Source organism: Microbacterium azadirachtae (assembly GCF_025583665.1).
GTDB classification, from domain to species: Bacteria; Actinomycetota; Actinomycetes; order Actinomycetales; family Microbacteriaceae; genus Microbacterium; species Microbacterium azadirachtae.
This window is the reverse complement of sequence record NZ_CP099706.1, coordinates 379,749-394,314: the sequence shown is the minus strand read 5'-3', so window position 1 is coordinate 394,314 and position 14,566 is coordinate 379,749. Positions and strand designations below refer to the sequence as shown.

Below are 14,566 nucleotides of genomic sequence, written 5' to 3'. Positions count from 1 at the left end.
TCCTATGCGGACTTCCGGGGATCTCCGCCTCGATTGTGGGAATGCATCCCACCACGGGTGAGACTGCGTGTCACGCTTTGTGCGAACGGTCCATACCCTCTCGCGGCGGCCGTCGCGCTCCGTCATCCCGCGTAGGCGGGAGCCGCGGGGAGCCCGAAGAACTGCTCGAGGGTGGCGTATCCCCCGTCGTGATAGGCGGTCGCGAGGGGAACGCCGACGTAGCGCAGGTGCCAGGGCTCGGCGTCGTACCCGGTGATCGGCGTCTGCCCCGCGACGTAGCGCACGATGAAGCCGTACTGCCAGCCGTTCTGCGCCACCCATGCGCCGGCGTCGGTGCCGCCGAACGAGTCGATGCTGCCGCAGCCGCCCGCGCAGGAGACGACATCGGCGGCCAGACCGGTCTGGTGCTCGCTGTGCCCGGGACGGGCGGACAGCGCGTCTCCCTGCGCCTGCCCGTACTGCGCGATCTGCCCCGAGTAGGTCTGCACCTGGGTGTCGTAGGAGCGGTATCCGCTGGCGAGCGCGATCGAGCCCACGCCCGCGGCATCCGCCCCCGCGGAGAGCCGGTCGAGGGCCTGGGCCACGTCCGAGCGGACGGATCCGGCTCCGTCCACCGAGAGCGCGGGATCGCCGAACGACGACGGCGCGAAGGTGATCGGGTTCAGCGGACGGATCTTGTTCACCACGACCCAGTCGCGGTTCGGGTCGGCCAGGTCGATGCACGGCGCGTTCCCGGTCGCGACCGCCGCGCGGAACGCGGCGCCTCCACCGAACGCACCGATCACGGCGTCGTCCCCGCCGGACGCCAGCGCCTGCTGCACGGCCGGGAGCGCGCACGGATCCGCCGCCGTGACCGCACGCAGCCGCACCGCCGGAAGGCTGGTGGCGGCCGCAGGCATCTCGATGCGCGCCGCGGCGGCCGGATCCGGATCCTTCACGCCCGCGCCGCGCGGCCCGTTCTGCGCCGAGCCGTCGGCGAGCGACCAGAGCGCGCCGATCAGCGCGACCGCCAGACCGATCGTGACGGACGCCACGAGCACCAGACGCGGATGCATGCCGCGACCGCGCGTCGGTTGCCTCGGGTAAGCCACGGCTCCATTCTCACCGCCCGACCTGAAGATCGCCCACTTTCGAATCTTCGACCGATCGATGCTTGACTCAGTATCGTCGTTATGTTCGAATGTCTGCATGAGATGGCAAGGGCAGAGGATCGACGACACCGACGCTCAGGCACTGCCGGGCATGGAGAACCGCACAGGCTTCCTGCGCACCGTGACCACGCCCGACTTCGCCGGGATGACGTTCCACGAGGTGCTCGCGAAGTCCGCACTGAACCACGTGCCCGGTCCGTCGAAGATGCCGTTCTCCTGGACGGTCAACCCCTACCGGGGCTGCAGTCATGCATGTTCGTACTGCTTTGCCCGGGGAACCCACACGTATCTGGACCTGGACGCGGGGCGCGACTTCGATTCGCAGATCGTCGTCAAGGTCAACGTCGTCGAGACGCTCGAGAAAGAGCTGCGGCACGGATCCTGGCGGCACGAGACCGTCGCTCTCGGGACGAACACCGATCCGTATCAGCGCGCCGAGGGACGGTACCGCCTGATGCCGGGGATCATCCGCGCGCTCGCGGAGTCCGGCACGCCCTTCTCCGTGCTGACCAAGGGCACTCTGATCCGCCGCGACATCCCTCTGCTCGTCGACGCGGCCGCGCAGGTCCCCGTCGATGTGCAGTTGTCGATCGCGATGTTCGATGAGACGCTGCGCGAGGCGATCGAGCACAGAGCCCCGTCCACGCAGGCACGGCTCGACACCGTGCGAGCGCTGAGCGACGCCGGATTCCGGGTGGGGGTGTTCCTGATGCCGATCCTGCCGCACCTGACAGACTCGGTGAACGCGATCGACGGCGCGCTGCGCCGGATCAGGGAGGCCGGTGCCGACCATGTGATCTACGGCGCGCTGCACCTGCGCGCCGGGGTGAAGCCGTGGTTCCTGCAATGGCTCTCCGAGCATCGGCCCGACCTGCTGTCGTCGTATCGGGCCCTGTATCCGGGCGCGGCGGCCGAGGCTCCTAAGGACTACCGGCAATGGCTCGGGCGACGGGTCAAGCCCCTGATCCGGATGCACGGTCTGGAGGCGCTGCACTCCGACGACCGCCCGGCCCGTGCACGCAGGACGGCTCCGGAGCGCGTGGTGCGCACTCCGGAGCCGTCGGCGATGCTGTTCTGATCGCGCCCGCGGTCGATGCCGCTGCGGGGCTCAGTACCAGTTCGTGGCCTGCGAGTGACCCCAGGCCGAGCAGGGGGTCCCGTAGACGCTGGAGATGTAGCCGAGACCCCAGCGCACCTGGGTGACGGCGTTCGTCTCCCAGTCATCGCCGGCGCTCGCCATCTTGCCGCCCGGCAGCGCCTGCGGGATCCCGGTCGCGCCGGACGGGTTGTACGCCTGGTAGTCCCAGCCCGACTCCTTGTTCCACAGCGAGTTCAGGCACTGGAACTGGTCGTCGCCCCAGCCGTACTCGCTCGCCATGATCTGCTGCGCGGCGGCGCGGGCGCCGTCGGGGGTGTTCGCGGCAGCCTGCGCCTCGGCAGCGGCCTGCGCGGCAGCGGCGGCCTGGGCGGCGGCCGCATCGGCCGCCTGCTTCTGGGCGACCGCGTTGTTCAGGTTGGTGCGCACCTCGGCTACCTGCGACTCGATCTTCTCCGAGTAGTCGGTGACGACGACGGCGAGCGTGGTGTTCACCGCGCCCTTGTCCGACGCCGCATCCGACAGCACCTCGTGCGCCGACTGCAGGCCGGTCACGTCGACGAGCTTGCGCGCCTGTCCGAGGTCGAGCCCGGAGGACTTGACGTCGGCATTGACCGCGGTGGCATCGGCGATCGCCGTCTTGGCCGTGTCGAGGGCGGCGCGCACCTGCACGCGCTGGTTGTACGAGGTCACATCGTCGACCGGGGCGGCGGCCGGAGCGGCCGAGGCGACGGCCGGCGCGATGAGCACGGCCCCGCCGACGGCGAGGGCGCCGAGCACGGCGGTGGCGCCGACGATGGTGAGGGTCTTGCGGCGGGCAGAGCGGAAGAACGGGTTTCTCGACATGACGAAGTAACGATCCTTGAAGTCCTCGGCGTCACTCGGGTGGTGACGTGAACGCCCTCGGGTCGGGCGCACAAGGTAACGATCCTGCATCACTCAGTCTGGGAGGTTCCCGAGTTTCGCCGGGATGCACCAGAATTTTTTGCCCGATTCCCAGGATCACGTCTCGCCCCGCCAGGGACGCGCGCACACCGATCACCGTGTCCGCACCCCCGGCTACCGTGGCGGCATGGTGACACTGCGCCCGTGGCGCGACGAGGACCGTCCGCTGCTCGACGCCTTCAACACGCCCGCGATGACCGCCCATCTCGTCGCAGCGGAGAGCACGGACGAGCTCGATCGTCGACACCAGCGCTATCTGAACGACGATCTGCCGGGGCGGATGCTCGTGATCGTCGACGGATCCGACGCCGTCGGCTCGATCGGCTACTGGGAGGTCCACGAGGAGACCGGCGACGTCGTCTGGGAGACGGGTTGGAGCGTCCTTCCCGCGCATCAGGGCCACGGCTTCGCGGCCCTGGCCGTGCGGGAGCTGCTCGCGGTCGTACGCGCCGACGGACGGCACGACGAGATCCATGCCTATCCCTCGGTCGACAACGCGCCCTCGAACGCGCTCTGCGCGCGCGCCGGGTTCACGCTGCGCGAGACCCGGCGGTTCCCGTTCCGCGGCGGGGAGCTCGTGGTCAACGACTGGGCGCTGACACTCTGAGACCCCGCCGCGGGGCCGGACTCAGGAGGTGAGGTCTGCCGCGGTCGGCACGCGTCCCGCGATCTCCTCGAGGAGGTCGTCGCCGACGCGCGCCTCCTCGAAGGGCGCGTCGATCTCCGCGCGGTCCAGCAGCTCGCTCATGCGGCGGCGGCGCTGACGGGTGATCAGGGTCACGACACGACCGGCGTTCCCCGCGCGACCGGTGCGACCGGCCCGGTGCAGGTAGGTCTTGTACTCGTCCGGGGCGTCGGCCTGCACGACCAGGTCGATGTCGTCGACATGGATGCCGCGCGCGGCGACGTCGGTCGCGACGAGCACGTTGACCCGGCCCGAGGTGAGCTTCTGCAGGTTGCGCGTGCGCTTGGCCTGATTCAGGTCGCCGTGCAGCGAGACCGCGGGGATCCCGGCGTCCTCGAACTGCTCGGCGAGCTGCTCCGCGAAGGCGCGCGTGCGCGAGAACACGAGCGTGCGCCCGTCGCGATCCACCAGCGACGCCAGGATCTCGGCCTTGTCACGGTGCTCGATCACGAGCACGCGGTGCTCGATCGTGCCGGAGTCCTGGGTCTCGCCCGCGACCTCGAACACAGCCGGATCCACCAGGAACTCGTCGACGAGCGCGGCGACCTCGCGATCCAGCGTCGCCGAGAACAGCAGCTTCTGGCTGGACGCGCCACCGGGCAGCGCCGTGCCGGTGTGGCGCAGGATCCGCTGCACCGGCTCCACGAAGCCGAGCTCGCACATGTGGTCGGCCTCGTCGAGCACGGCGATCCGTACGTCGGAGAGGTCGAGCTTGCCCTGGTTGATCAGATCCTCGATGCGCCCCGGGGTGCCGATCACGATGTCGACGCCCTTCTTGAGCGCACCGACCTGGCGCGCCTGCGGGACGCCGCCGTAGATCTGGGTGGTGAACAGGCCGACGCTGCGCGCGATCGGCTGGATCGTGCGGTCGATCTGCAGCGCGAGCTCGCGGGTCGGGGCGAGCACGATCGCACGCGGAGAGCGGCCGAACTCGCGCTTCTTGCCCTTCTGCGACTGCAGGATGCTCTCCACGAGCGGGGCGCCGAAGGCGATGGTCTTGCCGGATCCGGTGCGCCCGCGGGCGAGCACGTCGCGGCCCTCGAGGACGGCGGGCACCGACGCGGCCTGGATCGGGAACGGCGTCTCCGCCCCCATGTTGCTCAGGATCTCGACGATGTTGGATCCGAGTCCGAGGTCGCCGAAGGTCACGCCCGCGACCTCGGCGGCCTGCACGCTCTGCGCGGCGAGGCGCTCGTGCACCACGTCTTCGATCGCATCGTGCTTCGGGGCGCGGTCGGTGCCGCGGTTCCAGTCGTCCCGAGCCGGGCGCGGGGCGCGACGGTCGTCACGGCGGGCGCGGTCGTCCCGGTCGAACCGCGGACGGTCCGAACGGTCGTCACGGCGCGGACGGTCGTCCCGGCGGGCACGGTCGTCCCGGTCGAAACGGGGCCGCTCGGTGCGCTCGAAGCGTGGACGGTCCGAACGATCGTCACGACGCGCACGGTCGTCCCGGTCGAAACGGGGACGGTCCGAACGATCGTCACGACGCGCACGGTCGTCCCGGTCGAAACGGGGACGGTCCGAACGATCGTCACGACGCGGACGGTCGTCCCGACGCGCACGGTCGTCCCGGTCGAAGCGGGGCCGCTCGGTGCTCTCGAAGCGCGGACGGTCATCCCGACGCGGACGGTCGTCCCGGTCGAAACGCGGACGGTCATCCCGGCGGGCACGGTCGTCCCGGTCGAAACGCGGACGGTCGTCGCGGCGGTGCGGGGCGTCGACACGTCCCGACTCCGCGCGGTTGCGGATCGCGCGCGACTCGTCGCGACCTGCGCGCTCCTGCGCCGACCAGCGCTGCTTGGGCGCCCGCTCGCCGGCGGCCGGCTCCGCGCGGTAGCCGCGATGGCCGGGGGAACGGCTGCCGGGGCGGGCGTCGGCGCGACGGTCGTCGCGCGCTGGGCGGGCGTCGCGGTCGTAGCCGCGGGCGTCGCGCTCGGCGCCGCGGCCGGTCTCGGCGTCGCGGACCGGGCGGCCCTGGCGGTGGCGATCGTGGAAGGAGGTCTTCTTCGCGTAGCGCGGCTCGAAGTTGGCCGAGGGGCGTCCGCCCTTGGGCTTGTGGTTCTTGGGCACGGGGTTGGTCCTTGTCTGGTTCTCGCACGAGAACAGCGCCCCATCGCCCTCGTGGGGCGCGGGGAAACCCGGGCAGTCGTCGGCCGGGGGCCATTCAGGTGATGGATGTCGCGCCCGGCGACGTCCGCCGAGCTCACCATCGGCCCTGGGCCGCCCCTCACGAGAGGCTCACACACATTCGCACACAGCCGCGCACCATCGGGGATCCCGAGGCCGCGGTCGCCCGAAGCCGACACGCGATTCTATCGGATCCGGCTGGGAATCCCCCTGTCCGCGTCACGCGCATGCACGTCCCCCTCGGTCGCGTGCGCCGATATGCAGGACGCCCCGCGGCCCCATCCCGCCCCCTCGCCGCTCTACGATGGCGACATGACCACTCCGACCGGCGTCCAGATCCACCTCGACGCGGGCGGAGTGCGCGCGCAGATCTCCCAGGTCGGCGCGTCGCTGCGCCACCTCGTCGTCGACGGGACCACGGTCGTGCCGCCCTATCCCGACGACCGGCCCGCCCCATCCTGCGCCGGCGTCGTACTCGTGCCGTGGCCGAACCGGATCCGCGACGGCGTCTGGATCGACGGCGACGAGACGCGGGCGCTCGCGATCACCGAGCCGAAGCTGCGCAACGCGATCCACGGGCTCCTCCGCTACACGGCTTACGAGATCGCCGAGCGCAGCGACACCACGGTGCTGCTGCGCGCCGACGTCGTACCGCAGATCGGCTACCCCTACCTCCTGGAGACGAGCGTGCGCTACACGCTCACCCCGGACGGCGTCTCGGTCGAGCACACGATCACCAACCGCTCCGAGGCCCCCGCCCCGGTGGCCCTCGGCACGCACCCGTTCCTCACGATCTCGGGTGCGGATCCGCGGGCGCTGCTGCTGCAGCTCCCTGCCGAGACGTTCTTCGAGACCGACGACCGCCTGCTTCCGATCGGGGAGTCGCCGGTGTCCGGCGGCACCGATCTGCGCACTCCGCGCCGCCTCGGCGACCTGCAGCTCGACACCGGCTTCGCGACGCTGCGCCGCGACCACGACGGCCTCGTGCGCAGCACCCTCACCGCGCCGGACGGCCGCACGGTGACGCTCTGGCAGGGCGAGGGCCTCGACTTCCTCCAGGCCTACACCAGCACGGGCTTCCCCGGTCAGGAGCTCGTGGTCGCGCTCGAGCCGATGTCGGCTCCGGCGGAGGCGTTCAACTCGGGCCGCGGACTGCGCCGGCTCGCACCGGCCGACACGTGGTCAGTCGAGTGGGGCGTGACCTTCGCCGGCTGAGCGGACCGATGGGATACTCTCGTCGGGAAATCACCTTTCCGGCATGCGGATAACCCGCGCCGGAAACCCACGGCGAGAGGATCCGCATGGCCGCTGAGGGCTCGACCGGCGTGAAGTCGGTCTCGCGCGTCTTCGATCTGCTCGAGCTCATCGCCGACGCGGGCGGCGACGCCACGATCAGCCAGCTCGCGGCCTCGGCCGGGCTGCCCCTGCCCACGATCCACCGTCTGCTGCGCACGCTCGTCTCCCAGGGGTACGCGCGCCAGCTGGCCAACCGCCGGTACGCCCTCGGTCCCAAGCTCGTGCGCCTCGGCGAGGTCGCCAATCGCCAGTTCGGACAGCTGGCGATGCCGCAGCTCAAGTCGCTCGTGCAACGCCTCGGCGAGACCGCGAACCTCGCGACGATCGACGGCGACAACGTCGTGTACGTCTCGCAGGCGCCGTCTCCGCATGCGATGCGGATGTTCACCGAGGTCGGCGGCCGTGCGGCGCTGCACTCCACGAGCGTCGGCAAGGCGATCCTCGCCCAGCTGAGCGACGACCAGGTGCGCGAGATCATCGGCCGCGCCGGCATGCCGCACTCGACGGAGCGCTCCCTGAGCACCATCGACGAGCTCCTCGCGGATCTGGCCGTGAGCCGCGAGCGCGGCTATGCGGTGGACGACGGCGAGCACGAGGTGGGCGTCCGCTGCTTCGCGATGGCCGTGCCGAACATGCCGGTGCTCACCGCCGTCTCCGTCTCCGGTCCCATGTCCCGCGTGGGCGAGGACTTCGCGGAGCAGGCGATCCCCATGCTGCGCGAGGTCGTGGCGGACATCTCCGCCGCGACGAACGCGTACTGACGCGCCTCCGCGCGGGGGTCGGCACCCGCGATCGGACCGCGTCTTGACGGATCCGGCCCGTCGTCGTAGGCTGACGATGTTTTCGGAACACGGATTCCGTATATCGGAAACAGCGCGAATCTACTGGCGGTAAGGCCAAGGCGACGACGCCTGACCACACAGCGTTGCGCTCCTCTCAACAGGAGAAAGACCCCACGCGGAGGCCCTCGGGCCTAGGCTCCGTCTCACAGAGGCACGGCCTGCGCCGCATCGCACACTGTCGCCGGAATCGAGGAGATTCGCCATGACCGACATCGCCGTCACCGTCAACGGAGAGCAGCGTCCGCTCGCCGGAACCCCGGCGCACGCGACCGCCCTGGACTGGCTGCGGGACAACGGGCTCTCCGGAAGCAAGGAGGGCTGCGCCGAGGGCGAGTGCGGCGCCTGCGCGATGCTGCTCGCCACCCCGACCCCCGACGGCGGGACCGCGTGGACGCCGGTCAACGCCTGCCTCGTGCCGGTCTACGCCCTCGACGGCCAGGAGGTCGTCACGGCCGAGGGCCTCGGCTCCCCCGACGACCTGCACCCCGTGCAGGCGAAGCTCGCGGAGGCGGGCGGATCCCAGTGCGGCTACTGCACCCCTGGCTTCGCGTGCAGCATGGCCGGCGAGTACTACCGGGCCGATCGCACGCCCGCGGCCGCCGAAGGCGCCGACGACGCGTCCTGCCCGGTCCGCGATGCCGAGCACGGACCGAACGGCTTCGACCTGCACGCGCTGAGCGGCAACCTGTGCCGCTGCACGGGGTACCGCCCGATCCGCGACGCCGCCTACGCGCTCGGCTCGCCCGAGGCCGGCGATCCGCTGCAGCAGCGGCTGGCACAGCCCGCTCCGCGACCCGTGGCCACGGATGCCGAGGTCGACGGCGCCCGCTTCGTGCGTCCCGCCACGCTCGCCGACGCGCTGCGGATCCTGCACGACGAGAAGGACGCCCTGCTCGTCGCCGGATCCACCGACTGGGGCGTCGAGGTCAACATCCGCGGCCGCCGCGCACCCCTCGTCGTCGCGATCGAACAGCTCCCGGAGCTGCGCACCCTGACGATCGAAGACGGGATCGCTTCCGGCGCCGAGGGCTTCGTCGAGATCGGCGCCGCCCTCCCCCTGTCCGAAGTCGAGAAGCGCCTGGACGGACGGATCCCCCTGCTCGCGCAGCTCTTCCCGCAGTTCGCCTCGCGCCTCATCCGCAATCGCGGCACGTTCGGCGGCAATCTCGGCACCGGTTCTCCGATCGGCGACACCCCGCCGGCCCTGCTCGCCCTGCGCGCGAGCGTCGTGCTCGCCTCACTGTCCGAGGACGCCTCGGGCGTCGTCCTGCGCGAGGTCGACCTCGCCGAGTACTTCACCGGCTACCGGCAGACCGTCAAGCACCCCGACGAGCTCATCAAGGCCATCCGGATCCCGCTGCCGCTGTCCACGACGACCGCCTTCCACAAGATCGCCAAGCGCCGCTTCGACGACATCTCCAGCGTCGCCGTCGCGTTCGCGCTCGACATCGACGGCGGCGTCGTCACCGGTGCGACCATCGGTCTCGGCGGCGTCGCCGCCACCCCGCTGCGCGCCCGCGCCACCGAGGACGCGCTGATCGGCAAGCCCTGGAACATCGCAACGGTGAAGGCCGCGGCCGAGATCCTCCGCAGTGAGGGCACCCCGATGTCCGACCACCGCGCGAGCAGCGAGTACCGCTCACTCATGCTCAACACCGCACTGCTCAAGCTCTACAGCCAGACCGCTCTCGCATCGAAGGAGGTGTCGGCATGAGCACCCTCGCCGACCGCCCGGAGAACCCCGTCGTCGGCCTGCGGGCCGCGCACGAGAGCGCCGCCCTGCATGTGACAGGAGCGGCGATGTACACCGACGACATCGCGGAGCAGACGCACGGCGTGCTGACCGCGTGGCCGGTGCAGTCCACCAACGCGCACGCGAAGGTCACGATCGACGTGTCCGGTGCCTACGAGGTGCCCGGCGTCGTGCGCGTGCTCACCGCCGACGACGTGCCGGGTCTCAACGACGCCGGGATCCGCAACGACGAGCCTCTGTTCCCGAGCGAGGCGATGTTCTACGGCCACGCCCTGGTGTGGGTTCTCGGCGAGACGCAGGAGGCCGCGCGCCTCGGCGCCGAGCGCGTCGCCGTCGAGTACGAGCCGCTGCCCTCCCTCATCACCGTCCAGGACGCGCTCGACGCCCAGTCGTTCCAGGGCACCCCGCGCACCGTGCAGCGCGGCGACGCCGCCGCGGGCCTGGCCGGATCCGCCCACGTGTTCGAGGGCGTGACGGAGTTCGGCGGCCAGGAGCACTTCTACCTGGAGACCCACGCGTCGTTCGCGGTGCGCGACTCCGAGGGGCAGTACTTCATCCAGTGCTCCACCCAGCACCCCACCGAGACCCAGGATCTGGTCTCGCACGTGCTCGGGATCCCCGCGCACGAGGTCACGGTGCAGTGCCTGCGCATGGGCGGCGGGTTCGGCGGCAAGGAGATGCAGCCGCACGGCTTCGCGGCGATCGCGGCCCTCGGCGCCAAGCTCACCGGGCGTCCGGTGCGGCTGCGCCTGAACCGCACGCAGGACATCACGATGACCGGCAAGCGGCACCCGTTCCACATCGCGTGGAAGGTCGGCTTCGACGAGGACGGCCTGCTGCAGGCGCTCGACGCCACCCTGACCTGCGACGGAGGATGGTCGATCGACCTGTCGGAGCCGGTGCTGGGCCGGGCGCTCTGCCACCTCGACAACTCCTACTGGATTCCGAACGTGCACGCGTACGGGCAGATCGTGAAGACGAACAAGACCTCGAACACCGCGTACCGCGGGTTCGGCGGCCCGCAGGGCGTCTTCCTGATCGAGGACATCCTGGGCCGGGTCGCCCCGACGCTCGGGATCGATCCGCTCGAGCTGCGCCGGCGCAACTTCTACCAGCCGGGTCAGACGACCCCCTACGGCCAGCTCGTGAAGGACGCCGGCCGCCTGGAGACGATCTGGGGCCAGCTCTCGGACGAGGCGGACGTGCCCGCCCGGCGCGAGGGGATCGCGCGGTTCAACGAGACCAGCCCCCATGTGAAGCGGGCCCTGTCGATGACGCCCATCAAGTTCGGGATCTCGTTCAACTTCGCGGCCTTCAACCAGGCGGGCGCGCTCGTGCACGTCTACAAGGACGGCTCGATCCTGGTCAACCACGGCGGCACCGAGATGGGCCAGGGCCTGCACACGAAGATGCTGCAGGTCGCCGCGACCGCGCTCGGCGTGGAGCTGCACCGGGTGCGGCTCGCCCCGACCCGCACCGACAAGGTGCCCAACACCTCGGCGACCGCCGCGTCGTCCGGCGCCGACCTCAACGGCGGCGCCGTGAAGAACGCGTGCGAGCAGATCCGCGATCGGCTCGCCAAGGTGGCCGGTCGCATGCTGGGCGTCGACGAGCGCGACGTGCGCTTCGGCGGCGGCTTCGTGACCGCGCTCGGCGCCCCGGTGAACCGCGTCTCGTGGAACGAGGTCGTCAAGGCCGCGTACTTCCAGCGCGTGCAGCTGTTCGCCGCGGGCTACTACCGCACCGAGGGCCTGCACTGGAACCCGGAGATCATGCAGGGCTCCCCCTTCAAGTACTTCGCGTACGGTGCCGCCGCCACCGAGGTCGAGGTGGACGAGTTCACCGGCGCCTACCGCGTGCGCCGCGTCGACATCATCCACGACGTGGGCGACTCCCTCTCGCCGATGCTCGACATCGGCCAGATCGAGGGCGCATACGTGCAGGGCGTGGGCTGGCTGACCCTCGAGGAGCTGCGCTGGGACACCGGCGACGGTCCGCACCGGGGCCGGCTGCAGACCCAGTCGGCGTCGACGTACAAGCTGCCGAGCTTCTCCGAGATGCCGGAGGAGTTCCACGTGCGGCTGTTCGAGAACGCGCGCGAGGAGGGCGCGGTCTACGGATCCAAGGCCGTGGGCGAGCCGCCGTTCATGCTCGCGTTCAGCGCCCGCGAGGCCCTGCGCGACGCCGTCGCGGCGTTCGGGCCGGCCGGACACTCCGTCGACCTCGGCTCGCCGGCGACGCCGGAGGCCGTGTTCTGGGCCGTGCGCCGCGCACAGGAGGAGGCGGCGGCGGCCGCGGTCGATCACGCCGACGGGCGCACGCTCGTCGGCGCGGCCGGCGACTGACGATGCACTGGCTCGACGCGCTGCAGGATCTGCGGTCGCGGCGGATCCCCGCGGTGATCGTCACCCTGGCGACGGTGCGCGGGCATGCGCCGCGCAACGGCGGCGCCAAGATGGTGGTCTCCCCCGACGCCGTGCACGGCACGGTCGGGGGAGGCAACCTCGAGCAGACGGCGATCGAGCAGGCGCGGCGGATGCTCGCCGACGGCACCGCGGAGCCGGAGCTGCTCGCGCTCACGCTCAGCGACAAGGCCGTCACCGAGTACGGCGTGCAGTGCTGCGGAGGAGAGGTCACGATGCTGCTGGAGCCGATCCGGGTCACCCCGACCGTCGCCGTGTTCGGCCTCGGCCACGTCGGCCTCGAGCTCGCCCGCATCCTCGCCCGCCACGAGCTCGATCTCGTGCTCGTGGACTCGCGCGACGAGATGCTGGCCGAGGAGCGGATCGGCGCACCCGGCGAGCACGGTCCGCTCGGCGACGCGGTCGCCCGAGTGCGCGTCGTGCACGCGCCGGTCCCCGAGACCGCGCTCGCGGATCTCGCCCCCGGTGCGCACGTGCTCGTCATGACGCACGATCACGTCGAGGACCTCGCGATCGTCGACCAGGCCCTGCGCCGTCCGGGACTCGCATCCGTCGGCCTCATCGGATCCTCTTCGAAGTGGGCGCGGTTCCGCACGAAGCTCCACGAGCTGGGGCAGACGGACGCGGACCTCGCCCGGGTGACCACGCCGATCGGGATCCCCGAGGTCTCCGGCAAGCAGCCCGCGGTGATCGCCGTGAGCGTCGCCGCCCGGATCCTGCAGCTCATCGACGAGGCCGCCGCGGTCGAGTAGGCCGCCTGGCGTCGCCGTTGCCGGTGATTCGCCGACTCTGATTATTGAACATGTTCAGTTCTACCGATAGGGTCGTCCCATGCCCACGATCCCGGCAGCCTCCGCCGTCGCCCTCCCCGCCTCCGACGACGTGCCGTGCACGCCCGACCCGCTCTACGACCCGGCCGGCGTGCGCCACCTCTTCGACCGCATGGCACGCTCCTACGACCGGATGAACGTGATGCTGTCGCTCGGCTTCTCGGTGCTGTGGCGCCACCGACTGCTGCGCCTCGTGCCGGCGACGGGCTCCCCCCGCCGGGTGCTCGACCTCATGAGCGGCCGCGGCGAGACCTGGGCCACCATCGAGCGACGGCTCCCGCAGGCGCAGATCACGGCGCTCGACTTCTCCGACGAGATGCTCGCGCAGGCGCAGCGGCGCAATCTCGGCCGTTTCGCCGGGCGGGTGCGGCTGCGCCAGGAGGACGCCCTGGAGCAGACGACACCGAGCGGCTCGGTCGACGTCGTGGTCAGCGCATACGGTCTCAAGACGTTCGACGCCCGGCAGCTGGAGCGCCTGGCCGCCGAGGTCGCGCGCACCCTTCGCCCGCGCGGATCCTTCGCCTTCGTCGACGTGACAGAGCCCGCCTGCGGCCCGCTGCGCGTGGCCTACCGCTCCTACCTGCGCTGGATCGTGCCCCTCGCCGGGCTGCTCCTGCTCTCGGACCCGACCGAGTACCGCATGCTGCATCGCTACCTCGCCGGGTTCGGCGACGGTTCTCGCGCCGTCGCGGCGTTCCGCGCCGAACCGGGCCTGGAGGTCGAGGTGCGGCGATACTTCTTCGGCTGCGCGATGAGCATCAGCGGACGACGGCTCGGCACCGACGAGGAGGAGTCCCGGTCGTCCGCCGCGGTTCGCATACTGGAGGGATGACGCGCAACCGCTTCCTGCCGATCCACGACCCCGAGCTCCTGGCGGCCGGCGAGCGCGTGCTGGGCGCCGAGTTCCGCGCGATGAGCGAGCGCGTGCTCGCGGTGAGCGCGCTGACCTCGCGTCTCAACCTGCTGCCGTTCGACGACGAGGAGGGCCGCGCGGCAGTGCTCGCGGAGATCCTCGGGCGCCCCCTTCCACCGCGTCTCACCGTCTACCCGCCCTTCTACACCGACCACGGCCTGCGCCTCGAGCTGGGCGAGCGCGTCTTCATCAACCAGGGATGCACCTTCCTCGACTTCGCCGGGATCCGGCTCGGCGACGGCGTGATGGTCGGGCCGAAGGCGACGTTCATCACGGTGGGGCACCCCGTCGATCCCGAGGAGCGGCGGCAGTACCTCTCCGGGGCGCCGATCCTCGTCGAGGACAACGTCTGGATCGGTGCGGGTGCGACGATCCTGCCGGGCGTCACGATCGGCCGGGACGCGGTCGTCGCGGCGGGCTCGGTCGTGGCCGACGATGTTCCCGCGCGCTCCCTCGTGGCCGGCCCCAAGGCGGCCGTGGTCCGGGCGTGGTGAACGGGTGCCGC

General features: G+C 71.3%; 12 protein-coding genes. 9 read left to right on the top strand and 3 right to left on the bottom strand.

Going from position 1 to position 14,566, the window contains the following annotated elements; genetic code table 11:
• Positions 1 to 122: 122 nt before the first annotated feature.
• Complete coding sequence (locus NFX31_RS01830; protein ID WP_248700370.1) at positions 123 to 1,091, bottom strand: M15 family metallopeptidase; 969 nt, start codon at positions 1,089 to 1,091, stop codon at positions 123 to 125.
• A gap of 97 nt (positions 1,092 to 1,188) precedes the next feature.
• Between NFX31_RS01830 and NFX31_RS01825 the strand changes: the two genes are divergently transcribed.
• A complete protein-coding gene (locus tag NFX31_RS01825) occupies positions 1,189 to 2,229 on the top strand; it encodes an Rv2578c family radical SAM protein (RefSeq protein ID WP_262956583.1) in 1,041 nt (346 codons plus the stop codon).
• A gap of 30 nt (positions 2,230 to 2,259) precedes the next feature.
• On the opposite strand, the gene NFX31_RS01820 is transcribed toward NFX31_RS01825, so the two are convergent.
• On the bottom strand, positions 2,260 to 3,093 hold the full coding sequence (locus tag NFX31_RS01820; RefSeq protein WP_045249623.1) for an aggregation-promoting factor C-terminal-like domain-containing protein: 834 nt from the start codon (positions 3,091 to 3,093) through the stop codon (positions 2,260 to 2,262).
• A 226-nt stretch (positions 3,094 to 3,319) separates the two neighbouring features.
• Here NFX31_RS01820 and NFX31_RS01815 point away from each other — a divergent pair, with 226 nt between their 5' ends.
• Positions 3,320 to 3,799, top strand: coding sequence for a GNAT family N-acetyltransferase (locus NFX31_RS01815; protein WP_262956582.1), 480 nt, complete (start codon positions 3,320 to 3,322; stop codon positions 3,797 to 3,799).
• 21 nt (positions 3,800 to 3,820) lie between these two features.
• Here the strand turns inward: NFX31_RS01815 and NFX31_RS01810 are convergent, their stop codons facing one another.
• The gene (locus NFX31_RS01810; protein ID WP_262956580.1) at positions 3,821 to 5,947 is read right to left on the bottom strand and encodes a DEAD/DEAH box helicase; all 2,127 of its coding nucleotides are present in this window, start codon (positions 5,945 to 5,947) and stop codon (positions 3,821 to 3,823) included.
• A 369-nt stretch (positions 5,948 to 6,316) separates the two neighbouring features.
• Between NFX31_RS01810 and NFX31_RS01805 the strand changes: the two genes are divergently transcribed.
• From NFX31_RS01805 to NFX31_RS01775, 7 genes are all read left to right on the top strand, one after another.
• Positions 6,317 to 7,219, top strand: a complete 903-nt coding sequence (locus NFX31_RS01805; protein ID WP_045249620.1) for an aldose 1-epimerase family protein — start codon at positions 6,317 to 6,319, stop codon at positions 7,217 to 7,219.
• 86 nt (positions 7,220 to 7,305) lie between these two features.
• Positions 7,306 to 8,061, top strand: a complete 756-nt coding sequence (locus tag NFX31_RS01800) for an IclR family transcriptional regulator (protein ID WP_262956579.1) — start codon at positions 7,306 to 7,308, stop codon at positions 8,059 to 8,061.
• A gap of 283 nt (positions 8,062 to 8,344) precedes the next feature.
• Positions 8,345 to 9,856: a xanthine dehydrogenase small subunit gene (locus NFX31_RS01795; protein WP_262956578.1), complete on the top strand. Its 1,512-nt coding sequence runs from the start codon at positions 8,345 to 8,347 to the stop codon at positions 9,854 to 9,856.
• Complete coding sequence (gene xdhB, locus NFX31_RS01790; RefSeq protein ID WP_262956577.1) at positions 9,853 to 12,240, top strand: xanthine dehydrogenase molybdopterin binding subunit; 2,388 nt, start codon at positions 9,853 to 9,855, stop codon at positions 12,238 to 12,240. The genes NFX31_RS01795 and xdhB overlap by 4 nt, the downstream gene beginning before the upstream one ends.
• 2 nt (positions 12,241 to 12,242) lie before the next feature.
• Complete coding sequence (gene xdhC / locus NFX31_RS01785; protein WP_262956576.1) at positions 12,243 to 13,070, top strand: xanthine dehydrogenase accessory protein XdhC; 828 nt, start codon at positions 12,243 to 12,245, stop codon at positions 13,068 to 13,070.
• Between the two features lie 79 nt (positions 13,071 to 13,149).
• Positions 13,150 to 13,980 (top strand): class I SAM-dependent methyltransferase, encoded by an 831-nt coding sequence (locus NFX31_RS01780; RefSeq protein ID WP_262956574.1) that lies wholly within the window; start codon positions 13,150 to 13,152, stop codon positions 13,978 to 13,980.
• Complete coding sequence (locus tag NFX31_RS01775) at positions 13,977 to 14,555, top strand: DapH/DapD/GlmU-related protein (RefSeq protein ID WP_045249615.1); 579 nt, start codon at positions 13,977 to 13,979, stop codon at positions 14,553 to 14,555. The genes NFX31_RS01780 and NFX31_RS01775 overlap by 4 nt, the downstream gene beginning before the upstream one ends.
• Positions 14,556 to 14,566 lie beyond the last annotated feature (11 nt).

Bases quoted from the DNA above. Each gene is read 5' to 3' on its own strand.
- NFX31_RS01825 (WP_262956583.1), top strand. From the start codon at position 1,189: ATGAGATGGCAAGGGCAGAGGATCGACGACACCGACGCTCAGGCACTG.
- NFX31_RS01820 (WP_045249623.1), bottom strand. From the start codon at position 3,093: ATGTCGAGAAACCCGTTCTTCCGCTCTGCCCGCCGCAAGACCCTCACC.
- NFX31_RS01815 (WP_262956582.1), top strand. From the start codon at position 3,320: ATGGTGACACTGCGCCCGTGGCGCGACGAGGACCGTCCGCTGCTCGAC.
- NFX31_RS01805 (WP_045249620.1), top strand. From the start codon at position 6,317: ATGACCACTCCGACCGGCGTCCAGATCCACCTCGACGCGGGCGGAGTG.
- NFX31_RS01800 (WP_262956579.1), top strand. From the start codon at position 7,306: ATGGCCGCTGAGGGCTCGACCGGCGTGAAGTCGGTCTCGCGCGTCTTC.
- NFX31_RS01795 (WP_262956578.1), top strand. From the start codon at position 8,345: ATGACCGACATCGCCGTCACCGTCAACGGAGAGCAGCGTCCGCTCGCC.
- xdhB (WP_262956577.1), top strand. From the start codon at position 9,853: ATGAGCACCCTCGCCGACCGCCCGGAGAACCCCGTCGTCGGCCTGCGG.
- xdhC (WP_262956576.1), top strand. From the start codon at position 12,243: ATGCACTGGCTCGACGCGCTGCAGGATCTGCGGTCGCGGCGGATCCCC.
- NFX31_RS01780 (WP_262956574.1), top strand. From the start codon at position 13,150: ATGCCCACGATCCCGGCAGCCTCCGCCGTCGCCCTCCCCGCCTCCGAC.
- NFX31_RS01775 (WP_045249615.1), top strand. From the start codon at position 13,977: ATGACGCGCAACCGCTTCCTGCCGATCCACGACCCCGAGCTCCTGGCG.